The sequence below is a fragment of the Tritonibacter mobilis genome, assembly GCF_001681715.1.
Lineage (GTDB): Bacteria > Pseudomonadota > Alphaproteobacteria > Rhodobacterales > Rhodobacteraceae > Epibacterium > Epibacterium mobile.
The window spans coordinates 1-23,368 of record NZ_LNWY01000026.1; the positions used below are offsets into that span (position 1 = coordinate 1).

Consider the following 23,368-nt stretch of genomic DNA (forward strand, 5'->3'; position numbering starts at 1 on the left):
AAACCGCCGCGCCCGTCACAAAGCCTCATGTGATGCCATCCCTTACTCAGCCGCGATTTCACCTACCGCCTTCTCCACCCGAACAGCAGAGAATTTAAATTCCGGGATCTTACCGTAGGGATCGATCGCAGGGTTGGTCAGGATGTTGGCTGCTGCCTCCACATAGGCGAAGGGAACAAAGACCATATCCTCCGCAACTGCACGGTCCGCACGCGCCATGATCTCGATTGAGCCACGACGCGTTGACAGACGTACCATTTCGCCCGGCTCGACACCAAGGACGCGCAGCGTGCGGGGATGCAAAGAGCAATTAGCCTCCGGCTCTACCGTATCGAGTACAAGAGAGCGCCGCGTCATAGACCCCGTGTGCCAATGCTCTAGCTGGCGTCCGGTGGTCATAATCATCGGGTACTCGTCATCCGGGGCCTCATCCGGAGGGATGACAGATGCCGGAGTGAACTTGGCCCGCCCCTCGGGACGCGGGAAGCCGTCGCCAAATACAATCGCCTGACCGGGATCGGTTTCGCTTAGTGATGGGTACGTGATGGTCTCTGTCTCCAGACGCTCCCAAGTGATGTTATCGAGCGACTTCATATTGAGCTTCATCTCACCGAAGACTTCGGACACATCTTTATAGGCCCAAGGCAGCCCAATCCGCTGCGCCAACTCCACAGTGATCTTCCAGTCCTCACGCGCCTCGCCGGGCGGTGCAACAGCAGGACGAACACGTTGCACCTGACGATTGGTGTTTGAGACGGTGCCGTTCTTTTCATAGAGGGCCGAGGCCGGCAGGATGATGTCGGCGAAGTTCGCGGTTTCCGTCAGAAAGATGTCCTGCACGATCATCAGGTCAAGTTTGGCAAAGGCCTCGCGCGCGTGGTCCGCGTCCGGGTCGGACATGGCCGGATTCTCACCCTGAATGTACATGCCCTTGATGTTGCCCGCGTAGACCTGATCGACGATTTCGGTCACGGTGAGTCCCTTCTCGTTTGAGAAATCCCCACCGCCCCACACATCGGTAAAGCTACGACGCACGTCATCCGAGGTGACGGTCTGATAGTCAGGCAAGAACATCGGGATGAGACCCGCATCCGACGCACCTTGCACATTATTCTGCCCCCGCAGCGGATGCAGACCCGCGCCGGATTTGCCAACATTTCCGGTCATCAGCGCGAGTGAGATCAAGCAGCGGGAGTTATCGGTGCCATGGATGTGCTGGCTGACGCCCATGCCCCAAAAAATCATCCCCGCTTGCGCGCCCGCAAAGGTTCGCGCAACGCGGCGCAGCTGCTCAGGATCGATACCGCAGATTTCAGACATTTTTTCCGGGGTGAACTGGCGCAGGTGTTCTTTCTCTGCCTCCCAGTTCTCGGTCCAGCGGTGGATATACTGGCTGTCGTATAGCTCTTCTCCGACGATCACATTCATGATCGCGTTCAGCATCGACACATCGGCGCCGGGGCGGAATTGCAGCATCTCGTCCGCATAGCGCCGCATGCCGACGCCTCGCGGATCCATCACGATGAGCTTGCCGCCGCGTTTGGTGAATTGCTTAAAGTAGGTCGCCGCAACCGGATGGTTCTCAATCGGGTTGGCCCCGATGATGATCGCCACATCTGCATTCTCGATCTCATTAAAGGTCGCAGTCACCGCACCTGAGCCCACGTTCTCAATCAGCGCCGCAACAGACGACGCGTGGCACAGGCGCGTACAGTGATCGACGTTGTTGTGCTTGAAGCCCTGGCGGATGAACTTCTGGAAAAGATAGGCCTCTTCGTTGGTGCATTTGGCCGAACCAAACCCTGCAACGGATTTTGGATCGTCATCGCGCAAGCGCATCAACCCCTTGGCCGCGAGGTCCATTGCCTCGTCCCAAGTGGCTTCGCGGAAGTGGGTCATCAGGTTGCCGGGATCGACGTTCAGCCCCTTGGCGGGTGCATCGTCGCGGCGGATCAGCGGCTTGGTCAAACGGTGCGGGTGGTGGATATAGTCAAAGCCAAACCGGCCTTTCACACAGAGGCGGCCTTCGTTGGCGGGACCGTTGATGCCCTCGACATATTTGACCTTGCCGTCCTTGACCTTGAGCGACACCTTGCAGCCGACGCCACAGAAGGGGCAGACACTCTCAGTCTCAGAGTCGAAATCCGCACTGTCACCGACCTGAGCCTCATTCACTACGGTGGCGGGCATGAGCGCACCCGTCGGGCAGGCCTGCACGCATTCGCCGCAGGCCACACAGGAAGATGCCCCCATCGGATCGGCAATATCAAAGGTCGGATAGGCATTGTGACCGCGACCGGCCATCCCGATCACATCGTTCACCTGCACTTCACGGCAGGCCCGGACGCAGAGGCCGCAGGAAATACAGGCATCCAAGTTCACGCTCATCGCGACGTGGCTGTCATCCAGAAGCGGGATGTGCCCCTCTTCCAGCTTAGGAAAGCGTGACTCCGAAACCCCGTTCAACTCCGCCATATCCCACATATGCGAGGACTTATCGTGCGCGATATCCTGCGCGGGTTGATCTGCCACAAGGAGTTCCATCACCATCTTACGCGCATTAGTCGCGCGAGCATTGTTGGTGGTGACGACCATGCCCTCACTTGGTTCGCGAATACAGGAAGCCGCGAGGGTCCGCTCGCCTTCGATCTCCACCATACAGGCGCGGCAGTTGCCGTCGGAGCGATAGCCCGGTTGCGGCTTGTGACACAGATGTGGGATCTTGAGGCCGCGGCCATTGGCGACTTCCCAGATGGTCAGGCCAGCCTCGGCCGTGACCTGTTCGCCGTCGAGGGTAAAGGTGACTTTTTGGGACATTTCTTATTTCTCCCCGTTCTGCGTTGAGGGCAGCGACCGGCCCGAGGGGTGGGTGCAAAGCGCCCGCCCCATGGGGGCGGGTCGGGCGCTGCCCGGCTTATCAGCCGGGCGGGAGTTCAATGTGACACTCGACATGCTCACACCTCCTCGGGGAAGTGTTTCATGGTCAGGCGGATCGGGTTCGGCGCGGCTTGACCAAGACCGCAGATGGACGCGTCCACCATGGTCTGGCTCAGCTCTTCCAATAGGGACTGGTCCCATTTCTCCGCCTGCATCAGCTTCACCGCCTTTTCACAGCCGACACGACATGGTGTGCATTGGCCGCAGCTTTCATCTTCAAAAAAGCGCAGCATGTTGAGCGCCGCGTCGCGCGCCGAGTCCTGATCCGATAGCACCACCACGGCAGCCGACCCAATGAACGAGCCATGTGGTTGCAACGTGTCAAAATCGAGCGGGATGTCATTCATATGTGCAGGCAACAGACCCGACGACGGGCCACCGGGCTGATAGGCCTTGAACGAATGGCCATCCAGCATACCACCCGCCGCTTCGATCACATCGAGGATGGTGGACCCCGCAGGCAGCAGGTGTACGCCTGGATTTTTTACCCGGCCAGACACGGAATAAGAACGCAGCCCCTTGCGACCGTTCTTTTCAACCGTGTTCAGGCACTCTGGTCCCTCGCGGTTGATTTTGGCGATCCAATATAGGGTCTCGACATTATGTACGAGGGTCGGGCGACCAAAGATCCCGACCTGCGCGACAAACGGTGGCCGATGTCTCGGTTCGCCACGCTTGCCTTCGATGGACTCGATCATCGCGGATTCTTCACCGCAGATGTAGGCCCCTGCCCCGCGCCGCAGGTCAATGTAGCCTGCCTTGACGATCCCGGCTTCCTCCAGCGCACGGATCTCACGACGCAAGATCTCCAGGACCGCCGGATATTCGTCCCGCATATAAATGAACGCTTTTTCTGCCTCGACCGCCCACGCGGCGATCAGCATGCCTTCGAGAAACAGATGCGGAGTACGTTCAAGGTAATAGCGATCCTTAAATGTACCCGGTTCACCTTCATCACCATTGACGGCAAGGTAACGCGGCCCCTCATTGGCGCGCACGAAGCCCCACTTCTTACCGGACGGGAAACCTGCCCCACCAAGTCCACGCAGACCCGCAGAGAGCAACGTTTCCTGCACGGCTTCCCAATCGCCATGCGCGCGCAGGTTCTTCAGAACCTCGTAACCTCCGGCAATCGCGTATTCACGATAGATCTCATAAGGCGGCACATGCACATGGGTGTCATCGGCAGCAATCGCGGCCTCAACTTTTTCAACTGTCGCGTTGTCGATGTGGTTGTGGCCGATTTCCAGCACCGGCGCTGTATCGCAGCGCCCCATGCAGGGGGCACGCAAAACACGCACCTTTGCCGGATTCATGCCCTCTTCCAGCGCTTTTTTCAGCTGCTCCGCACCCGCCAACTCGCAGGACAACGAATCGCAAACCCGGATCGTCAACGCGGGCGGTGGGGTCTCGCCTTCTTTGACGACATCAAAATGGGCGTAAAAACTGGCAACCTCAAAGATCTCGGCCTGTCCGGTGCGCATCTCTTCCGCAAGCGCACGGATGTGCGCTGCAGAAATATAACCAAACTTGTCCTGAACTAAGTGCAGGAACTCTATAAGAAGATCGCGATCCCGAGGGCGTTCCCCCAGCAGGTCAAGGATCTCGGAATGAGCCTGATCATCAAGCTGACGACCCTTTGGGGTTTTGCGCCCCTTGCCGCGCCCGGATTTCCAGACTCCGGAGGTGTTATCTAGAGGTGCCATGGGTGTCTCCCAGTTCAGGTGCCTGAACATCGAGATCCCACCCTCACCTTCTATGGTCAAATTCGAATGCCCGAAGGCGCAATCAGCATTCTTTATGATGCATTCGCAGCGATTTATGGCGCAGTTGCAGCAATCACACCCTTTAGCGCGCGAATGGTAGTAAGCTCAGGCTGCCGCTCAATCGAGGCCAAACATATTGGCCATGACGGCTCGGGCTCAATCAGCTTGAGCGCCCTAGTGCCTTCGAGGGGGCCCAGAGCTTCAATCAGGGCTCGTGGTAAGATGGTGGCAACCGATCCTGCTCGCGCCATCACGATGGAAGCCATAAAGCCGCTTGCCTCTGAAACGATTTCTGGCCGCAAGCTCAGGTCCGAGAAAATGCGATCCAGAATGCGCCGGTTTTGCATCTGTGGTTCCAGCAAACTGAGCGGCAACTGCGCCGCCGCCTGCCATGATATATCAGGACCATGACCTTCTAGTAGTTGCTCGGAGGCGAACAGCACATATGCTTCATCGTAGAGATGTTGAACGCTCATATCATCGCGCCCCACGCTATCGCTATAGGTCACGCCGACATCCAGCGTGCCATCATAAAGCCGCTGCTGAATGTTGAGCGACGTTGTGACCTCAAGCCGGACCAGCACACGGGGATGCGCCTGATGCATACGATCAATAAGTTGGGCCGCGTAGGAGGTCGCCGTCGGAACCACACCGACAATCAACGTCCCAGTGACTTCGCCTCGTGCTGCAGCGATCTCCTGATTGAGCGCTTTTGCGTCATCCAGAATGCTCCGCGCCCGCTCCACGATCATCTGACCTTCTGCGGTGAGACCTTGAAAACGGTTGCCGCGTCGCACGATGGACAGGCCCAGCTTGTCTTCAAGGCCACGAATGCGCATGGAAAACGCAGGCTGAGACATATTGCAGGCCTCAGCCGCTTTGGCAAAATGCTGATGACGCGCCAGTGCCGTCAACAACTGCAAGTCTTTCAGCTCAATCATCAACGCCTACTGATCTCATTCGATGCCTCACATGCTGATTTTGCGCATCGCAAAATCCCCGTAGTGCCTCGCCCAGTCACAACGATACATTACTTAGACGAGACTTGCCGCACCATCCTCAATGCCTGACCATAGGAGGACCGGCTCGATAAGGTATTGATCCGGATATTCTTTATTGAGACAGCATATCCTTCTGTCTGGTTTATTTCTGCCCGCCACACGGCAACAAACGGACAAATAACGCCAAATATACGGGTTAATCGGCTGGTAAACTCTCTGCGCTAACCCAAGAGAACATAATCTTCACGGATGCCCCCGGCATGAAGGAGTTAAATCGTGCGTCTCGTAACCACTCTTGCGGCCTTGCTCATGGCTGCTCCGGCTTTTGCAGCAGATGAATTCACCCCGGCCTTGCAAGCCTATATGGACGATGAAATCAGCGATTGGGCCAACGCCCCAGAAATCGTCACAGCCATCAAAGCGCAAAATGAGGCACACGCCGGTCTCAGCCAAACTCAAATCGACGAAATGGATCAGGCATGGCGCGCCTCGGTCGGCTCGCCCTCCAATGACCCCATCGAACCTGTATTGAACAACCCGGTTTCAGACGCGCTGCGTGCGCGGATTGAGGCGTCAATGGGCGCTATGACTGAGGTCTTCATCATGGATGAACATGGGCTGAACGTCGCCGCTTCTGCGGTTACTTCTGACATGTGGCAGGGCGATGAAGCGAAATTCCAAGATACATACGGCAAGGGTGCCGGAAGCGTTCACATCAGTGAGGTGGAGCTCGATGAGTCCACTCAGCGCTATCAGGGTCAGATTTCGGTGACCATTGTGGATCCGGACACAGGTGCGCCCATCGGTGCGCTCACAGTTGGAGTTGATGCAGAAAGCCTTCTGTAACACTCAAAATCACCTGGCAACTGAACGGGTAACACCAATGGCGACCACCGAAACCACACGCTCCGCCATCAAAGGATGGTCAATCTTTGCAAAACTCAGCCTCCTGCTGACGGCAGCAACGCTTGTGACTGCGACGTTTATCATCGTCGCAAACAAATTGATCATCGATCAAACCGTTCAAGAGGGCGTGTACACGCTGGGAGAGAATGTAACCTATTCGGTTGCCTCTCGCAGCGGCGGGGCAATCCGTTTCGGCGACCAGGAGAAGCTCTTGGCCGATCTGTCTACCGTCATGGAGATGTCTGAAGGCCGCTCCTTGCATGGCATCGCGATCAAAACGGACGGCGCGGTGGTGGCGTCAACGGGAACAGCAGGTGAGGGCGAGATTGCGGAGCTTTCTGCATTGGCCCTCGCTGCGATCGAAACCAACACAGCGCAAGCCAGCGCTGATGGCGAGTTCTTTGCAGCACCGGCCACAACCTCAAAAGGTGTTCCGGTGGGTGCTGTGGCCATGCTTTGGTCCAGTGAAACAGCGAAGGCAGATGCCTTTAATCACCAACTCATGGCCTATGGCGTTGGTGCGGGGCTGTTTCTGCTGATGATATTCCTCTCCTCTTTGATTTTGCGCCGAGTGGTGAGCGGCCCTCTGAACGACCTTGGGTCTAGCATTGTCAGTATCGCTGAGGGGAACTACACTCAGCCGGGTCAGTATCTTTCGCGCGCAGACGAGGTGGGGCGGATCGCTCGCAATGTCGACGATTTAAAACGTCAGCTCGCATCAGCAAAAGCTATGGAGCAAGAGCGCGAAACCGCGCAAGCTCACCAAAAACACGTCGTCGACGCCTTGAACAATGCGCTAAAGCGCATGTCCGATGGCGATCTGACTCATGCCATCAATGATCCGTTCGCGGAAGAATACGAAACCCTGCGGCGCAACTTTAATTCTACCCGCGCGACGATGGTCAGCATTATCGATTCCGTGATCGAAAGCTCTGAACGCATCCGCTCAAGCGCCGAGGAAATCAGTGTGTCATCCTCTGATCTTTCCCAGCGCACGGAGAGCCAAGCAGCCACATTGGAAGAGACCGCTGCCGCGATGGAACAGCTGAACGGCAGCGTACGTTCAGCAGCCGAAGGGGCACGTGAAGTCGAAGGCATTATGGACGAAACCCGCGCCACGGCCGAGCAAAGCAGCAAAGTCGTGACCGACGCCGTCGAAGCGATGTCCAACATTGAGGCTTCGTCCGTCAAGATATCGAAAATTTTGACAGTTATCGATGACATCGCCTTCCAAACAAACCTGCTCGCGCTGAACGCTGGCGTTGAAGCCGCCCGCGCGGGGGAAGCAGGACGCGGTTTTGCGGTCGTCGCCTCCGAGGTGCGCGCGCTCGCACAGCGCTCTTCTGACGCGGCCCAAGAAATCAAACATCTGATCGTCGAAAGCACCGAGCAGGTAGGCGAAGGTGTTCGCCTAGTCGGCCGCACGGGCGAGGAACTGGATAAGATCGTCAGCCGTGTGGGGACGATTTCAGGTCATGTCAGTGGCATCGCCACCGGTGCAGAGGAACAATCGACCACGTTGAATGAGATCAACACTGGCGTGTCTCAGCTCGACCAAGTAACACAACACAACGCCGCTATGGTCGAAGAAACGACAGCTGCCAGCCAGGTGCTTCGCAACGATGCTGCCCAGCTCGCGCGCGTTGTTGCTGTCTTCAAAACAAATGGCGCACAACATCAGGTCACACCTGAGCCGCAGGCCGAAACGGTCGCAGATCTTGCCATGCAATCCACATCAGAGCCGTTAGACTCGCCCGCACACGCGCCAGGAGCAGAGGCTGACACTCCATTGAAGGCAGCAGTGGGCTGGGAGGATTTCTGATCCTGCTCACACTTGCTCTAAGAATGCGGAAACCACACTAGTTTCAAAGCGGCCGCCAGTCATAAGCGCGGCCGCTTAATTCATTTCGATCACGACAAACCTGTTTAGCGTGCGCCACTTGATCACGCGTATTCCCTTGGATGCGTGAGCGCGTGCGCGATCCGTTGGGGCTCATGCCGTGTTGTTGGGTAGAATCAGACATGCCGCTGCTCTCTTTCTCTCGCTTGTCCCTAGTGGCTCAACCCACTGCAACTGTGCGATAAAATTCCAGCGTAAAGAGCGTAACGCCTCCGAGGCAGAAGACATCTACTAAAAGTAGCTTTCGAGGCGAATAGCTGCTTCAGACGACAACCAATGGACATCGTCACCTTCCGACACCAAGCTCATAACTAAAAAATTATCATTAAAATCAGATAGCTAAGGAAATTTCTCGGCCTCCTTCAGAATTATTGGATTTTGGATACTTTATAAGTATAACAAACGCAGATGCGTTGGAGAGGACAGCCAGCCCGACAAAATGCACCCATCTGAAGCAACGGCTCCGTTGCGCGGCACCCCGCTGAAAGTGTTGTGGTGTCTTGTGCGAACGATGAACGGCACGGTGAGAACCCCGGCACACACAATGAAAAATCAAAGATCTCACAACATGGAGAACTCAGGAATGAACGTGTTTTTGAAAGCAGTGGCCGTCAGCTCGGTGGCCCTTCAGTTTGCGGCTCCGGCTCTCGCCGATGACATCAAACTGCGCTTTGCAGGCGTGTTTCCCATCGACCATCAGGGTACAAAAATGATGGAACAGGTGGCAGCCGATGTGAACGCAGCCAATGTTGGCCTCGACATGACTGTCTTTCCCGCTAGCCAATTGGGATCCGGCGAAGCCCTGTTCGAAGACGTGGCACGCGGCAATATCGATTTTGCATCTGCCTTCATCTACTCGGACACTGACCCGCGGCTTGAATTCCTCAACATGCCATTCCTCGTCAGCAACTACGACGACATGGAACGCGTGTTGAGAGATATGGATTCGGACTACAATCGCATTTTGCAGGATATCACTGACGAATATGGTATCCGCGTGATGGCAGCGAACCCCGAAGGCTTCGTCGGCATCGTTGCGTCCAAAGAGCCGGACAACTGGAACAATTTTGAAGACAAAGGCATGAACATTCGTGTTTGGTCTTCGAACGCGGTGAAATCCACAGTTGAGGCACTGGGGTACCGTGCCACCACCATGGCTTGGGGTGACATCTTTCCCGCGCTTCAGTCTGGCATTGTAGACGGCGCGATCTGCTGCACCAAAACGGCGACTTATTCGATCTTCGCAAAGTCGGATGTCGGCACACACTTCATCGAGTATAACTCTCTGCTGGAGCAGACATTTTACTACGGTTCAGAGCGCACCCTGGCGAAACTGAACGACGAGCAGCGTGAAGTTGTGCAAGCAGCGATGACCAAAGCCTCGGCAGATTTCTTCGCATATAACCGCGAAAATGATGCCGCTTTCGGCCAAAAACTCATCGATAGTGGCTACACTATTCTGAAGCTCAACGATGAAGATCAAAAAGCGATGGCTGAGTATGTGCGCGCAACGATCTGGCCCACTATGGAAAGCGCTGTTGGCAAAGACGTAATTGATCAAGTCTTGGCAGCTGTTCAATAACTCGGCACGGCAGGGGCGGCATCAATTGCTGCCCCTGCCGGCATCTAATGACATAGAGTTTTCTGGCAGAATGAGGCACCAAAGCGGGCTGCAAGAGCCCCAATTGTGCATCAGCACTTCAGCGCACAAGAGACTCAAAGCAATAATAAAAAGGGGGGGAGATGGCACGCATCACAGATGAGTTGCCGCGTTTCATCGGGGCACCGATGAACTGGGCAATGTTCCTCATGAAGGTCCTCGTGGTATTTTCCGGGGCAATGATGGCCTTGACCTTCGGGGCGGTCGTCGTCGTCCGATACGGATTTAGCGGCGATCTTTTTGCCTACGAAGAATGGCTGCTCGCAATCAGTATCGTGGGTTTTTTTGCAGGGGCTGTGCTGGCCTCAGAACGCAAACTGCACATCAACGCCGATATTCTGGAAGTTGTGATAAAGAACCCGCGCCTGATCTGGTGGCGCGGCTTTGCAGTCCTGATGATCGAACTCGTGGTTACAGTTTTCATCGTCTACGCCTGCTACGTATCGCTTGCTGATGATTTCTCTTTTCCTCGTCTGCGAGCAACCCCTGCTCTTCGCATTCCTTTCGTCTCCTGGCGAATTGCAATCATGATCGCTTTTGGATTTATGGCAATGTTCTCCGCCGCCTATCTCTATGTGCACATACGTAAGGGGCTTGGCCTGCCACTTAAATCTGACCTCAAAAAGGATGTGGCATCATGATCATCGTCGGAAGTCTCGTCATCGTTTGCGTCATGCTACTGCTGGGCGTCAGCGTTTTTGTCGCTTTTGGCGCAGTATTGATGTTCATCGCCGTATTTGGAGATCAATCCATCACTGGTTATCTCCCGACCGGGGCAACGGGTTTACGCTCATTGGTCTTGCTTGCCATCCCCTTGTTTATGATCGCAGGTGGCGTGATGGAGCGTGGCCGCATCGCAGCGCCGCTTGTTGCCATTGCGGAGATGTTCGTCGGTCACCTCAAGGGAGGTCTGAGTGCCGCCGCAGTATTGGCTTGTGGTGTATTCGGCTCAATCGCGGGCAGCGCAAATTCAACGTTAACATGCATTGGCGGCATCATGCTGCCGCACCTAAAAAAAGCGAACTACCCGGAAGGTAAATCAGCTGCACTGCTGGTCGCAGCAAGCCCGCTGGGCCTTTTGATTCCGCCGAGCGCGAACCACATCCTCTATGGTTGGGTGGCGCAACAGCACGTCCTGAAATGCTTTTTGTCTACGGTGATCCCTGCGTTCATCCTGATCACGCTGTTGATTATCACCAACCATTTCATGTTGCGAAAACATGATGAAATCAAACTGTCAGAGCGCCCTTCCCCGTTCTTCCCTGCTCTGAAAGCACAAGGACGAGTCGCAGGGCCTGCCTTGATGATGCCAATCATCATCCTTGGCGGCATCTATGGTGGCATCATGACCCCGACCGAAGCCGCAGGGATTGCCGTCGTTTATGCAATCCCGGTCGCGATCTATTTCTATCGCGGTCTCACCTGGAGAGGCCTGATGGAGACATTCCAGAAATCAGGCATTACGATTGGCGTGGTGATGATCATGATCTTCATGGTGCTGATCGTCTCGGACAATCTGATCGCTCAGGGCGCACCGCAAATCGCCCAGCAAATGGTCTACTCCGTTTCTGACAATCCCATCGTGATCCTCCTGATGATCAATGTCGTGATGATCCTGATCGGCATGCTCATGGATGATATCTCCGGTTTGCTCCTGTCGACGCCCATTTTGTTGCCTATCGCGCAGAGTGTCGGGATGGACCCGATCCACTTTGCTGCGGTCATCGGTGTAAATCTCGGCATGGCGAATATCACGCCACCCACTGCACCTCTGCTCTATCTTGGGGCACAAGTGTCAGAGACCCCGGTGGCAAAGATGCTCTGGCCAACGCTGATTTTCATCGTCTTTGCGTGGCTTCCGACCCTCATGCTGACAACCTTTGTTCCGTCAGTCGCCTTGTGGCTGCCGGAACTGCTACTCGGCTGATCGCGTCCCGGAGCGACAGCCTACTCTGATTAAAAGCCGGCGCAGCGCGTCGGCTTTTACGTTTCTGGGGCACCAATGGTGCAAGGAACGTCACATGGGAAAAATTCTGGTGGTGGCGTTAAAACAGATTGGATTTTGGATACATAATGCGGTAAGCCTTTGATGTAGGGTCTAAGACCTACGTCGAGACCTACGAGAGATTATCGAGAATTCAGGCACTTGCTGTGGCTCAGGCCAGATTCTCAATACGGTTGGCTGGGCTTCCGGTCCGCCTCAGCAAATAGGAGAACTCATGTCTCAGAATATTTTCTCGGGCACCATGCCCGCACTGATGACCCCCTGTAAGGCGGATCGCACTCCGGATTTTGATGCTCTGGTGAAGAAGGGCAAAGAAATGATCGGGGCAGGCATGTCTGCGGTGGTCTATTGCGGCTCCATGGGCGACTGGCCACTGCTCAGCGACCAAGATCGCATGACCGGCGTCGAACGCCTGATCGAAGCTGGCGTGCCGACCGTGGTGGGCACTGGCGCGATCAACTCAAAATCCGCCGTTTCGCTGGCTGCACACGCCCAGAAAGTTGGCGCTGCAGGCCTGATGGTGATCCCGCGAGTTTTGTCGCGCGGCACGTCCGCAACGGCGCAAAAACACCATTTCAAGGCGATCCTGTCCGCCGCCCCTGATGTGCCCGCAATCATTTACAACAGCCCCGTCTACGGGTTCGCCACACGTGCGGAACTTTTCTTTGCTTTGCGCGCAGAACACCCGAACCTGATCGGCTTCAAAGAATTCGGCGGCAAGGACGATCTACGTTACGCGGCAGAGCACATCACGAGCCAGGACGATCAGGTCACACTGATGGTCGGAGTTGACACCGAGGTTTATCATGGCTTTGTAAATTGTGGTGCAACCGGATCTATCACCGGGATCGGCACCGCCCTGCCCAAAGAAGCACTGCTGCTTGCCGCACTGGCGCAAAAGGCTGCCGAAGGCCACGCTGAGGCGCGTTTGCGTGCACGTCAACTGGAAGAAGCCTTTGGCGTTCTGGCAAGCTTTGACGAAGGCACCGATCTGGTTCTTTACTACAAGTACCTCTTGGTTCTGAACGGCGAAGACGAATATCGCCTTCATTTCATCGAGACCGACGCGCTCACCGACGCACAGCGAAACTACTGCGAGCAGCAATACAACCTGTTCCGCGCTTGGTTTGCCGATTGGTCCAAACAGGGCGGGATTATCGCCGAATGCATGTAATCGACAGCCATACCGGCGGGATGCCCACGCGGGTTATTCTTGATGGCGGTCCCGATCTTGGATCGGGACCGCTTGGTGAGCGCGCTGAAGCCTTGTCCAAAAACCACTTGGAGTTTTGCAACTCCGTCCTGCTGGAACCGCGCGGGCAACCCGGAATGGTCGCGGCCCTACTGGTAGAGCCGGTGGATCCCGAATGCGTGACCGGTGTGATCTATTTTGATGCGGATGCCGTCCTGGGCATGTGCGGGCACGGCACGATTGGCCTAGCGGTGACGCTCGCTCATATGGGCCGTATCAAGGTAGGTATCCACAAGATCGAAACTCCCGCAGGTGTGGTCACGGTCGAACTACATGACGCCAATACAGTGTCGGTCACCAACATCGAAAGCCGCCGCATTCATCACGCTGTCAGCGTTGAAGTGCCCGACCATGGAGTAATCACTGGCGATATGGCCTATGGTGGCAATTGGTTCTTCATCGCTGATGCGCCAATGGAGGTCACCACTGGCAACATCCCTGCACTGACGAACCTGTCGATTGCGATCAGAGAAGCCTGCCATCGCTCCGCCATAAGCGGCCCCGCTGGTCAGCCCGTAGATCATGTTATCCTGAGTGGTACGAGCCCCGACACAGCAACTCTGCGGCGCAATTTCGTGCTCTGCCCTGACAATGAATACGACCGCTCTCCGTGCGGCACAGGCAGCTCTGGTTTTATCTCCTGCCTGGCGGCAGCCGGGCAGCTGGCAGAGAGTGAAGAAATCGTGTTGGAGAGCGTGATTGGCAGTTCCTACACGATGTCGTACCATAACGGCCCGTCCGGCGGGATCATCCCCAAAATAAGAGGACAGGCTTACGTGATGGCTGAGGCGACTTTGCTTTTTGCATCAAACGATCCGTTTAGAGCCGGGATCACATAACCGGGTTTCATCAGAACTGAGGGGCCGTTCTCACCGCCCTCAATCACTTCACCGACTTAAAAGGCGCATTACCATGCCGCAGGATATCGTTGTCATTGGTGCAGGTGTCGTGGGGATCAGCATCGCAGCTGAGCTGATCCGGCATGGGCACAAGGTTCGGGTGCTTGATCGCACCGGGGTTGCTGCCGAAACCTCGCAGGGCAATGCGGGCGCTTTTGCCTTTACTGATGTGATGCCTTTGGCCGCGCCCGGTATCATGCGCAAGGCCCCAAAATGGCTGCTCGACCCGCTGGGGCCGCTTTCGATCCCTCCGCGGTATGCGCTGCAGATCGCGCCGTGGATGTTGCGGTTTTGGCGTGCAAGCTGGCGAGATCGCCATGATGCCTCAGTCGCCGCTCAAAGCGCGCTTATGGATCTGTCCAAAGCCGCTCTCGAACGGCAAATCGCATCGACGGATGGCGAACATCTCATTCAGCGCGATGGACAATTGCAACTCTACGAAGGTGAAGCGCAATTTCGCGAGAGCCTTCCCGGATGGGAACTGCGCGGCCGCTACGGCATTAAATATGATCTATTGCGAACCCCAGAAGAGATTGCAGAGATCCAACCCGGCCTTGACCGTCGGTTTACGCATGCAGGATTCACCCCTGACTGGATCAATACCACCGACCCCAAAGCCTGGACGCGGCATCTGGCGCAAAGTTTTCAGGCCGCTGGCGGCGAAATCCTGCAGTGCGATATAAAATCTATCTCTTCAACTACATCCCAAGTGGAACTTACCCACGCGGGAGGCACCATCACCGCAGATAAAGTGGTATTGGCGGCAGGTGCATGGTCGCATCACCTTGCCCGAACGTTAGGTGATCGCATCCCGCTGGAGACTGAACGCGGCTACAACACCACTCTGCCCGCAGGCGCATTCGATGTCCGCACCCATCTGACATTTGGCGCGCATGGCTTTGTCGTCAGCCGCATCAACGGCGGCGTGCGTGTCGGTGGCGCGGTAGAGCTGGGTGGGTTGACGTTACCACCCAACTACAAGCGTGCAGAGGTTCTGTTGGAAAAGGCCAGTCGTTTCTTGCCAGGACTGGATACCTCAGGCGGCACCCAATGGATGGGATACCGCCCATCTATCCCGGACACACTCCCCGTCATTGGCTCATCTCCCAAGACAGACAATGTGATTTACGCCTTTGGTCACGGGCACCTTGGACTGACGCAATCTGCCGCGACTGCCGAAATCGTGCGGGATATGATCGCGGGCACCAAGGGCGCGATTTCGCTATCACCCTATCGGGCTGACCGTTTTTGACTGAGGGAGCTATCTATGCGCAGCACTAAGACTATTCACGTAATTTCAGCCCATGCCGAGGGCGAAGTCGGTGATGTGATCGTAGGCGGAGTGCTCCCGCCTCCGGGTGAAACACTATGGGAGCAGCGAAATTTCATCGCAAAAGACGAGACATTACGCAACTTTGTGCTGAACGAGCCCCGCGGCGGCGTGTTTCGCCATGTGAACCTGCTCGTTCCTCCCAAACATCCCGATGCCATCGCCGCTTGGATCATCATGGAGCCGGAAGATACCCCGCCCATGTCTGGCTCGAACTCAATCTGCGTTTCTACGGTTCTGCTGGACGGTGGGCTTGTTCCTATGCAGGAGCCGGAAACCCACATGGTGCTAGAAGCGCCGGGTGGGCTGGTCAAAGTTCGTGCCGAATGCAGCAATGGCAAAGCGCAGCGGATTTTTGTGCAAAACCTGCCAAGCTTTGCAGATAAGCTGCAAGTCCCGCTTGAGGTCGAAGGTCTCGGCACCATTACCGTCGATACCGCCTATGGCGGCGACAGTTTTGTGGTGGTTGATGCTCAGGCGTTGGGGTTCGAGATCGTTGAATCGGAGGCTAAGGATATTGCCCGCCTTGGCGTGCGCATCACTGACGCCGCAAACGCGCAACTGGGCTTTCGCCATCCCGAAAATCCCGAGTGGGATCACATCTCGTTTTGTGCCTTTTTTGGGCCACTTACGCCAACAGACACAGGCTTGACCGGGAAATCCGCAGTCGCAATTCAGCCAGGTAAAGTGGATCGCTCACCAACTGGCACTGCCGTCTCAGCACGCATGGCATTGATGGCCGCGCGTGGACAATTGCAGATCGGCCAGACATTTGATGCGATGTCGATCATCGGATCACGGTTTTCCGGTCGCATTCTGGACAATACCGAGGTTGGGGATCGGCCAGCCATTGTCCCGGAAATCAGTGGTAGAGGTTGGGTGACAGGGGTTCATCAACATATGCTCGATCCAGAAGACCCATGGCCGGGCGGTTACCGTCTCTCCGACACGTGGGGGGCGTGACTATTAAGGAAACCCTGCAATCTCTGTCACAGCCCAATCAGTGCAAGCCCTATCAGGCGTTGATAACACTGGTTTTCATCGAACTGTGTAGAGCCGCTGCTGGCACCACGAACACGCGGTGCCAGCACAACACAATCAATGGGCAATTCGATCAGCGCGACAAGCACTCGACAAAATCTGCCCCGATGTCACTCAATAGATCCGTGTAAAACGATGCACCCGGTGCAATTTCAGTACCGAGGGGATCAATCACAACCGATTTGACATCGCGCCCTTCCGCGACGGTCGCGACGAGACCGGGATTGAATTGCAGCTCGGAGAACACGCAGGATACATTCGCCTCCGCGATTGCATCCCGAATTTCCGCAATTCGTGCAACGCTGGGGTCTGATGCATCCGCGAGCGAAATCGCCCCCAACGTGGACACACCAAAGCTGTGTTCAAAATACTGATAGGCGTCATGGAAGACGACAAACTCACCTTGTGTTTGGCTTAGGTCGGCCTTCACTTGTTCGACAACTGCGTCGATTTCAGCCTGCCCCGCAAGCGCATTGCTCTGGTAAATTTCGGCGTTGGCAGGATCAATCTCTGAAAGTTCCTCGGCGATCAGTGCCAACCACTGCTTACCGTTCTGGGGCGCGAGCCATGCATGTGGATCGACACCTTCGTGCGAATGACCGTGATCCCCATGATCATGCCCCCCATGGCTATGGTCATGATCGGAGTGATCATGGCCATGTGCGTCGTGATCACCATGGTCATGCGCGTGTTCGTCATGATCGGCGTGATCGTGACCATCGTGATTATGGTCATCGTGACTGTGGTCATCATGCCCGTGATCGTCATGACCGTCTGCCGCAAAGACCGCTCCATTGCGGAATTCCAGCTGCAAAGTCCCCGGTGCCTCAAGCAGAGACACAACATGCGCATCAGACGCCAATTCTTCTAACGAGCCTTCCAACCAGGGCGACAGCGCATCTCCGACCCAGAACACCGCATCGGCCGAAGACAAAGCGCGCGCATCAGAAGGCTTCAGGCTATGCCCATGCGGTGAAGCCCCCGGAGGAACCAGCAGGTCAGGCTCTCCAACGCCGGCCATTACACGGGCAACCAAACCTTGTACTGGCGCGATATCCGCGACCACTCGCGGTGCCTCCGCAAGAACAGGCAGAGCGGACACGCTTAGAAAGAGAGCGGACAATACTGATTTGGGCACGATTCAGGCTCCAGTGCTGTGTTATATCATAACGTCTTTGCCGCTTGATAAACCGCATGTTGTAACATATCAATCCCCAATTGACCGCCCTCGAAGGAGGCCCCATGGACAGCGTCGGCTTTACCTCTCACGATCATAACCGCTGCATTTCCGGCGGGCTCCAGACTGTCGAGGATTTCTGCAAAACCAATCGTTTGCAGCTCACCCCAGTGCGCCGGCGTGTTTTGGAGATCCTTCTCCAGCAGCATCGCGCTTTGGGAGCCTATGAGATTTTGGATTTCCTGCGAGACGAAGGCCTTGGTTCGCAACCGCCAGTCGCCTATCGCGCGCTCGATTTTTTGGTGAAACACGGCTTCGTACATAAAATCGAACGGTTGAACGCCTTTATTGCCTGTATGCACCCCGGCGAAACTCATACTCCGGTGTTTATGATTTGCAGATCGTGCGACAGCGTTGCAGAAGCGCAGCGTGAACCCATGCATGGCCAATTGGGAGATGTAGCACGCGCCGCCGGGTTCGTTATTGAACGCGCCGTCATCGAAGCAGAGGGCCTGTGCCCCAAGTGCCAAGGGTAGCTGAGATGCGTCTCGTCACGCTGCGGCAGGCCACCATCCGCCACAGCGGAGCGCCTGCACTGGAGAATGTCGACTTCCACATCGACAAAGGCGAAATCGTCACGATCCTAGGCCCCAACGGGTCAGGAAAATCCACGCTTTTGCGCGCGATTATTCGTGCCATCCCGCTGAGCGCGGGTACACTTGAGCGCGCAGAAAATCTGCGCATCGGGTACGTTCCCCAAAAGCTTCATATTGATCCGACATTGCCGCTTACAGTCGAGCGTTTCCTGAGCCTGCCCGTCCGCATCAGCCCAGACGAAGCAGAGGCAGCGCTTTCAGATGCAGGTGCTTCTGGTCTGAGGAAAAGGCAAATGACAGGTCTGTCGGGCGGGCAAATGCAGCGCGTGCTGCTTGCGCGTGCGCTGCTGTCCAAACCGGACCTGTTGATCTTGGACGAAGCAACGCAGGGGCTGGATCAGCCCGGATCCGCCGCATTTTATCAGAAGATCGAGACAGTGCGTCAGCAGTTTGGCTGTGCGGTCCTGATGGTGAGCCACGAGCTTCACGTCGTCATGGCGGCCTCTGATCGCGTGATCTGCTTGAACGGGCATGTGTGCTGTGAGGGGGAACCAGCACAAGTCGCGAGTGCACCAGAATATCAGGCTCTGTTTGGCACGGGCACGCTCGGTGCTCTCGCGTTGTACCGGCATGAGCACGATCACAGCCATGATTGCGACCACGATCATGTTGGAAAAGGACATGAACACGCATGACCTTCTTGGATGATTTTATGATCCGAGCTGCCCTCGCCGGCATCGGCGTCGCTTTCGCTGCCGCCCCATTGGGTTGTTTCGTAGTCTGGCGACGCATGGCTTATTTTGGCGATGCCACGGCGCATGCCTCGATCTTGGGCGTCGCGCTGGCACTCACTTTTGATGTGTCCATTTTCAGCGGGGTGCTTGTCACGGCATTGCTGATGGCCAGTACCATTTCCACACTGAGCGGGCGTGGATACGCGATGGATACCTTGCTTGGTGTGCTGGCTCATAGCGCGTTGGCCTTCGGCTTGGTTGCCGTTTCTTTTTTGCAAGGCGTACGCGTCGACCTCATGGCCTATCTTTTTGGGGACATTCTGGCGGTGTCCCGCGGTGATCTGGCCGTCGTCTGGTCAGGCGCGTTGTTGGTCATTTCGCTGATGTGGTGGCGCTGGTCCTCGCTGTTGACCGCGACACTCAACCCGGAACTTGCGCAAGCATCGGGCATCAATCCGCAACGTGAGCAACTTGTTCTGACGCTCGCCCTCGCTGTGGTCGTTGCTGTCGCGATCAAAGTCGTCGGAGTGTTATTGATTGCCGCGATGCTACTGATCCCCGCCGCAACCGCGCGAATATTCTCAACCACGCCCGAACGCATGGCGTTTTTAGCGGTTTTGATCGGTTGCGGCTCTGTGATTGGAGGGATGTATATGTCCTTTAGTGCAGACACTCCGACAGGACCAACGATTGTCAGCACGGGAACGGCGCTGTTTGCAGCAGCTAGCTTGGTTGCCGTGATCGCACGCAGCTTACGCCGTCCATAATGTTGTCATGCTCGCGCAGGGAGCACCTTCGCTCAGGCCTCAACCTGCCGTGCAGGTGCAGCATCCGCTCGAACATCATACCACTTGTGTAAAGTCTCAAGCAGAGCTTGCTTTCGGATCGGTTTACTGAGGAAATCATCCATACCAACCTCCAAACATGCTTCTTCGTGACTTTGCAACGCATTGGCCGTCAGGGCAATGATCGGGACGTGCGGTTGATCGCCTTCGCTTTCAAGTCGTCTGATTTCTTCAGTCGCCTCAAGCCCGTCCATCACTGGCATCATCATGTCCATGAGGATTAGATCAGGCTCGTCTCTGAGGTACATCTCAACTGCTTCCTGCCCATTCGCCGCGATCGTAATGTCCACGTTTTCATTCTTGAGCATGCGGGTGACAACCACCTGATTGGTACGATTGTCTTCTGCCATCAGAAGTTTGATGCGCTTACCGAGCTTTGGACTGCCAGCATCAGATCTATCGCGGCTATTTCCGCTTGCCTCACCACCCAGAGCCTGACTGATGACCACGCGCAGCTGATCAGCACGCACGGGTTTCAGTACCTGATGGCAAGATCCGATGTCGGCCAACATGGATTGTGACAACGCCGGATCAACAGAAGAAATCACGATAATCGGAACCCGCGCCGCATTCGGCAAGCCTCGAATGCGCAAGGCCAATTCGTAGCCATCACAGTCAGGCATGTTGAAGTCGAGGAAAAGCAGATCGCAGGTGTCCGTCGCGTCCCGCATCTCGTCCAGATGCAGCATGGCTTCCATCGCCGAGGCGGCTTCTGTAACACGCAGGCCCCAGGAGCGCAGCCTTTCACCCAGAATGCGCCTGTTGAGTTCCAGATCATCTACGATCAGGGCATGCAGCCCGGCAACAGGTTGCTCTGGCAAGAACGCAACAGGGGCGCGGTCGCTCGTTGGCAATGTGATGTCGATCGTAAAGACAGACCCTTTGCCCTCGCTAGAGGTCACATGAATGCGACCCTTCATCAGTTGAAGAAGGCGGGTCGAGATCGCAAGCCCGAGCCCTGTCCCTTCAAAGCTGCGAGTTGCGGCTCCGTCCACCTGCTCAAAGGCATGGAAAATCCGGTCTAGCTTCTCTGCTGGAATGCCAATTCCTGTATCCACCACAGAAATTCGCAGGTCCATTTCTTCGCCGCGCAAAGTCCCGGTCACATCGATATGTACCGATCCTTGCGAGGTAAATTTGACCGCGTTGCCGACCACATTGGTGATGATTTGTCGAATACGACCCGCATCACCGTCATAGAATTCCACAAGGTCCGGGTCATACCGCAGCGTGAGCTGGACCCACTTTTCGGCCGCTTTTGGAGCCAAAAGCATAACCACATCTTCAACCACGGTACGCAGGTTGAAGGTCGCCTGCGTCAACTCTAGCTTGCCCGCCTCAATTTTCGAAAAATTGAGGATATCGTTGATGATAGTCAAAAGAGCGTTGCCCGATTTGACGATCGTATCAGTGTACATTTCCTGATCTGGCGTGAGCTTGGTTTCTCGCAAAACCTCCGCCATGCCGATCACACCATTCATAGGGGTGCGGATTTCATGGCTCATATTTGCGAGGAACTCAGACTTGGCACGGCTCGCGATTTCGGCTTGTTCGCGTGCGCGCTCCAATGCCTGCTCGCGCTCATCACGTTCGGCAAAGCTATCTTCCAGAACGCCAACCGAAACATTCAACGCCTGAAACTCTCGGCTTGAGTACCACGGAAGCGAAGAATGAGCCGTCTTTGCTCCGGCTACTGCATTCGACATTCGCGCATGAACGATCTGCAGCGGGTTGAGAGCCAACCGGTACACCAAATAGAGCATCAGCAGCGACATTGCGATCACCGCCAGAACCGTCCAAGTGATCGTCTGGCGCACTTTATCAAGAACGATTTCACGCCCTTCTTCGGTCGACCATTGAACGACCATTGTGCCAAAGACGAAGCCTTCGAATTCGACCGGGCGGCGATACATCACATAGCCCTCAGCCTCGTCTGCTGAACTATTGGCTGCCTCCGCGATCACTTCCCCTTCACCATTCTCGATATGAATCGATAGGATCTTGGGGTAGCGCGTGATCGCCTCGACCAGACCGGTTTCCAGCACCGGGACGTCCTCGACGATAATCGCTTCAAGCATGAGGCCACTCAGGAGCGAGACCGTCAAATTGGCCTGCTCACTCAATTGCTCGCTGACCCGCTCGACCTCATAGCGCCGCGCAACACCTCCCACCGCGACCACGACAAGAAGCGCCGCGAGCGACATCGACACGACGATCTGGGACAAGATCCCTTTGCTTTGTAGGAGTGTGCGCAGTGGCGCTATCAAAAGTCGCTGCTCCGTTTCATTGCGCGCCGGACAAAATCATAGTCATCATCGCTACCCGCTAGAAATCCGTTTTTGGCGACGCGTTTCACCATTTCTTCGTTCTGAGAAGCCAGCATGACTGATTTCATCGCCTCCAGAACTCTTTCGTCCAGATCAGCACGCGCGAGCCAAGGCTTGGTTACGTTGTCAAACGACACCAACGCCCTGATCGGGACTCCTTTAGCCACCAGCTCTTTGAACGTGCTTTCTTTCAAAGCACCCGCGCTGAACTTACCGGCCCCAACCGCCTCTCCAACCAGATCATGACGCCCCAGATACTCGTATCCGTGCAACTCGTTGGCGGAGATACCGGCATCCAACAGATAGGCTTGGGACAGGTAACGTCCAATGGTCGACAGTTCATCACCAAAGGCAAATGAAAGGCCAGCGAGGTCTTCGACACTTTCTATATCGCTGTCTTTGTGCACCGCAATCACACCTTTAAAGCGCTTACTGCCTTTTTTGGATTCCATCGCGATAATCGATATGCCCGGATTGCGATCTGTTGCATGGACATAGGATGCTGGACCAAAGCGCGCGAAATCGACGCGTCCACTGACAAGATCGTCAATGCTGGACTCATAGTCTTTGGAGATTTTCAGACCGATCGTCACTTCCTCGCCCAGACTGGCCTCCATCCGATTTTCCAGAAATGTCAGGAAGGGGCGATACTTGCGCACAGTAGCGGAGGGCTTGTCAGCGGCGTAGGTGCCAAACACAAGCTCAATCTCAGCGCGAACGGTTGATGCAGGCGCGAGCCAAATGATCAACGCAACTATAGCGGTGGCGAACAGTTGCACAAGATCGCAACGTAGAGGCGACTCAGTCTGTGAACGTCGTCCAAACGAGTATGCCGTAGGCATGAAACTCTCCAATCTCATCGCTTTCGACCGAGTGTCACCCCCGGAGCGCCCGTTTCCAACCAACTCTATGCCATAGATAAGCCGAAAACTTATTGAAATTTAACCGGTAATCACTCGTCGCGTGCAAAAATTAACCATCTGGAAAGGATT

At 55.8% G+C, this 23,368-nt stretch carries 18 protein-coding genes; 12 read left to right on the plus strand and 6 right to left on the minus strand.

The window, feature by feature from the left end; translation table 11 throughout:
• Positions 1-42: 42 nt before the first annotated feature.
• From fdhF to UB90_RS20630, 3 genes are all read right to left on the minus strand, one after another.
• Positions 43-2,817, minus strand: coding sequence for a formate dehydrogenase subunit alpha (gene fdhF / locus UB90_RS20620; protein ID WP_065327081.1), 2,775 nt, complete (start codon positions 2,815-2,817; stop codon positions 43-45).
• Positions 2,818-2,954: 137 nt separating this feature from the next.
• Complete coding sequence (locus tag UB90_RS20625) at positions 2,955-4,643, minus strand: NAD(P)H-dependent oxidoreductase subunit E (RefSeq protein ID WP_065332071.1); 1,689 nt, start codon at positions 4,641-4,643, stop codon at positions 2,955-2,957.
• A gap of 113 nt (positions 4,644-4,756) precedes the next feature.
• Positions 4,757-5,644 carry a LysR family transcriptional regulator gene (locus UB90_RS20630; RefSeq protein ID WP_065332072.1) on the minus strand — a complete coding sequence of 296 codons (888 nt, stop codon included), beginning with the start codon at positions 5,642-5,644 and terminating at the stop codon, positions 4,757-4,759.
• 336 nt (positions 5,645-5,980) lie between these two features.
• On the opposite strand from UB90_RS20630, the gene UB90_RS20635 reads away from it, so the two are divergent.
• The 9 genes from UB90_RS20635 to UB90_RS20675 all read left to right on the plus strand — a co-directional run bounded on the left by UB90_RS20635 (position 5,981) and on the right by UB90_RS20675 (position 16,619).
• Entirely contained in the window at positions 5,981-6,550 is a 570-nt protein-coding gene (locus tag UB90_RS20635) for a hypothetical protein (protein WP_081285634.1), read from the plus strand.
• 37 nt (positions 6,551-6,587) lie between these two features.
• Positions 6,588-8,432 carry a methyl-accepting chemotaxis protein gene (locus UB90_RS20640; RefSeq protein WP_065327078.1) on the plus strand — a complete coding sequence of 615 codons (1,845 nt, stop codon included), beginning with the start codon at positions 6,588-6,590 and terminating at the stop codon, positions 8,430-8,432.
• Positions 8,433-9,093: 661 nt separating this feature from the next.
• A complete protein-coding gene (gene dctP, locus UB90_RS20645) occupies positions 9,094-10,092 on the plus strand; it encodes a TRAP transporter substrate-binding protein DctP (protein WP_065327077.1) in 999 nt (332 codons plus the stop codon).
• Positions 10,093-10,253: 161 nt separating this feature from the next.
• A complete protein-coding gene (locus tag UB90_RS20650; protein WP_065327076.1) occupies positions 10,254-10,811 on the plus strand; it encodes a TRAP transporter small permease in 558 nt (185 codons plus the stop codon).
• Positions 10,808-12,097 carry a TRAP transporter large permease gene (locus UB90_RS20655; RefSeq protein WP_065327075.1) on the plus strand — a complete coding sequence of 430 codons (1,290 nt, stop codon included), beginning with the start codon at positions 10,808-10,810 and terminating at the stop codon, positions 12,095-12,097. Before UB90_RS20650 ends, UB90_RS20655 begins: the two co-directional genes overlap by 4 nt.
• A 292-nt stretch (positions 12,098-12,389) precedes the next feature.
• Positions 12,390-13,349 (plus strand): dihydrodipicolinate synthase family protein, encoded by a 960-nt coding sequence (locus UB90_RS20660; protein ID WP_065327074.1) that lies wholly within the window; start codon positions 12,390-12,392, stop codon positions 13,347-13,349.
• The gene (locus UB90_RS20665; RefSeq protein ID WP_065327073.1) at positions 13,340-14,266 is read left to right on the plus strand and encodes a 4-hydroxyproline epimerase; all 927 of its coding nucleotides are present in this window, start codon (positions 13,340-13,342) and stop codon (positions 14,264-14,266) included. Before UB90_RS20660 ends, UB90_RS20665 begins: the two co-directional genes overlap by 10 nt.
• A 73-nt stretch (positions 14,267-14,339) precedes the next feature.
• Complete coding sequence (locus tag UB90_RS20670) at positions 14,340-15,578, plus strand: NAD(P)/FAD-dependent oxidoreductase (protein WP_065327072.1); 1,239 nt, start codon at positions 14,340-14,342, stop codon at positions 15,576-15,578.
• 15 nt (positions 15,579-15,593) lie between these two features.
• Positions 15,594-16,619, plus strand: coding sequence for a trans-3-hydroxy-L-proline dehydratase (locus UB90_RS20675; protein WP_065327071.1), 1,026 nt, complete (start codon positions 15,594-15,596; stop codon positions 16,617-16,619).
• 151 nt (positions 16,620-16,770) lie between these two features.
• Here the strand turns inward: UB90_RS20675 and UB90_RS20680 are convergent, their stop codons facing one another.
• Positions 16,771-17,835, minus strand: coding sequence for a zinc ABC transporter substrate-binding protein (locus UB90_RS20680; RefSeq protein ID WP_065332073.1), 1,065 nt, complete (start codon positions 17,833-17,835; stop codon positions 16,771-16,773).
• 104 nt (positions 17,836-17,939) lie between these two features.
• On the opposite strand from UB90_RS20680, the gene UB90_RS22630 reads away from it, so the two are divergent.
• From UB90_RS22630 to UB90_RS20695, 3 genes are read left to right on the plus strand one after another with little or no spacing between them, the layout of a single operon-like run.
• Entirely contained in the window at positions 17,940-18,410 is a 471-nt protein-coding gene (locus tag UB90_RS22630) for a transcriptional repressor (RefSeq protein ID WP_074712669.1), read from the plus strand.
• Between the two features lie 5 nt (positions 18,411-18,415).
• On the plus strand, positions 18,416-19,165 hold the full coding sequence (locus UB90_RS20690; protein WP_009175641.1) for a metal ABC transporter ATP-binding protein: 750 nt from the start codon (positions 18,416-18,418) through the stop codon (positions 19,163-19,165).
• Positions 19,162-19,971, plus strand: a complete 810-nt coding sequence (locus tag UB90_RS20695; protein WP_065327068.1) for a metal ABC transporter permease — start codon at positions 19,162-19,164, stop codon at positions 19,969-19,971. The genes UB90_RS20690 and UB90_RS20695 overlap by 4 nt, the downstream gene beginning before the upstream one ends.
• Positions 19,972-20,003: 32 nt before the next feature.
• On the opposite strand, the gene UB90_RS20700 is transcribed toward UB90_RS20695, so the two are convergent.
• Positions 20,004-22,316, minus strand: a complete 2,313-nt coding sequence (locus UB90_RS20700; protein ID WP_065327067.1) for a response regulator — start codon at positions 22,314-22,316, stop codon at positions 20,004-20,006.
• Positions 22,313-23,155, minus strand: coding sequence for a PhnD/SsuA/transferrin family substrate-binding protein (locus tag UB90_RS20705; RefSeq protein WP_009175586.1), 843 nt, complete (start codon positions 23,153-23,155; stop codon positions 22,313-22,315). The genes UB90_RS20700 and UB90_RS20705 overlap by 4 nt, the downstream gene beginning before the upstream one ends.
• Positions 23,156-23,368 lie beyond the last annotated feature (213 nt).

What these genes read in the sequence shown, in the direction of transcription:
- UB90_RS20690 (WP_009175641.1), top strand. Translation starts at nt 18,416, where the DNA reads ATGCGTCTCGTCACGCTGCGGCAGGCCACCATCCGCCACAGCGGAGCG.
- fdhF (WP_065327081.1), bottom strand. Translation starts at nt 2,817, where the DNA reads ATGTCCCAAAAAGTCACCTTTACCCTCGACGGCGAACAGGTCACGGCC.
- UB90_RS20655 (WP_065327075.1), top strand. Translation starts at nt 10,808, where the DNA reads ATGATCATCGTCGGAAGTCTCGTCATCGTTTGCGTCATGCTACTGCTG.
- UB90_RS22630 (WP_074712669.1), top strand. Translation starts at nt 17,940, where the DNA reads ATGGACAGCGTCGGCTTTACCTCTCACGATCATAACCGCTGCATTTCC.
- dctP (WP_065327077.1), top strand. Translation starts at nt 9,094, where the DNA reads ATGAACGTGTTTTTGAAAGCAGTGGCCGTCAGCTCGGTGGCCCTTCAG.
- UB90_RS20670 (WP_065327072.1), top strand. Translation starts at nt 14,340, where the DNA reads ATGCCGCAGGATATCGTTGTCATTGGTGCAGGTGTCGTGGGGATCAGC.
- UB90_RS20660 (WP_065327074.1), top strand. Translation starts at nt 12,390, where the DNA reads ATGTCTCAGAATATTTTCTCGGGCACCATGCCCGCACTGATGACCCCC.
- UB90_RS20630 (WP_065332072.1), bottom strand. Translation starts at nt 5,644, where the DNA reads ATGATTGAGCTGAAAGACTTGCAGTTGTTGACGGCACTGGCGCGTCAT.
- UB90_RS20695 (WP_065327068.1), top strand. Translation starts at nt 19,162, where the DNA reads ATGACCTTCTTGGATGATTTTATGATCCGAGCTGCCCTCGCCGGCATC.
- UB90_RS20640 (WP_065327078.1), top strand. Translation starts at nt 6,588, where the DNA reads ATGGCGACCACCGAAACCACACGCTCCGCCATCAAAGGATGGTCAATC.
- UB90_RS20625 (WP_065332071.1), bottom strand. Translation starts at nt 4,643, where the DNA reads ATGGCACCTCTAGATAACACCTCCGGAGTCTGGAAATCCGGGCGCGGC.
- UB90_RS20675 (WP_065327071.1), top strand. Translation starts at nt 15,594, where the DNA reads ATGCGCAGCACTAAGACTATTCACGTAATTTCAGCCCATGCCGAGGGC.
- UB90_RS20665 (WP_065327073.1), top strand. Translation starts at nt 13,340, where the DNA reads ATGCATGTAATCGACAGCCATACCGGCGGGATGCCCACGCGGGTTATT.
- UB90_RS20650 (WP_065327076.1), top strand. Translation starts at nt 10,254, where the DNA reads ATGGCACGCATCACAGATGAGTTGCCGCGTTTCATCGGGGCACCGATG.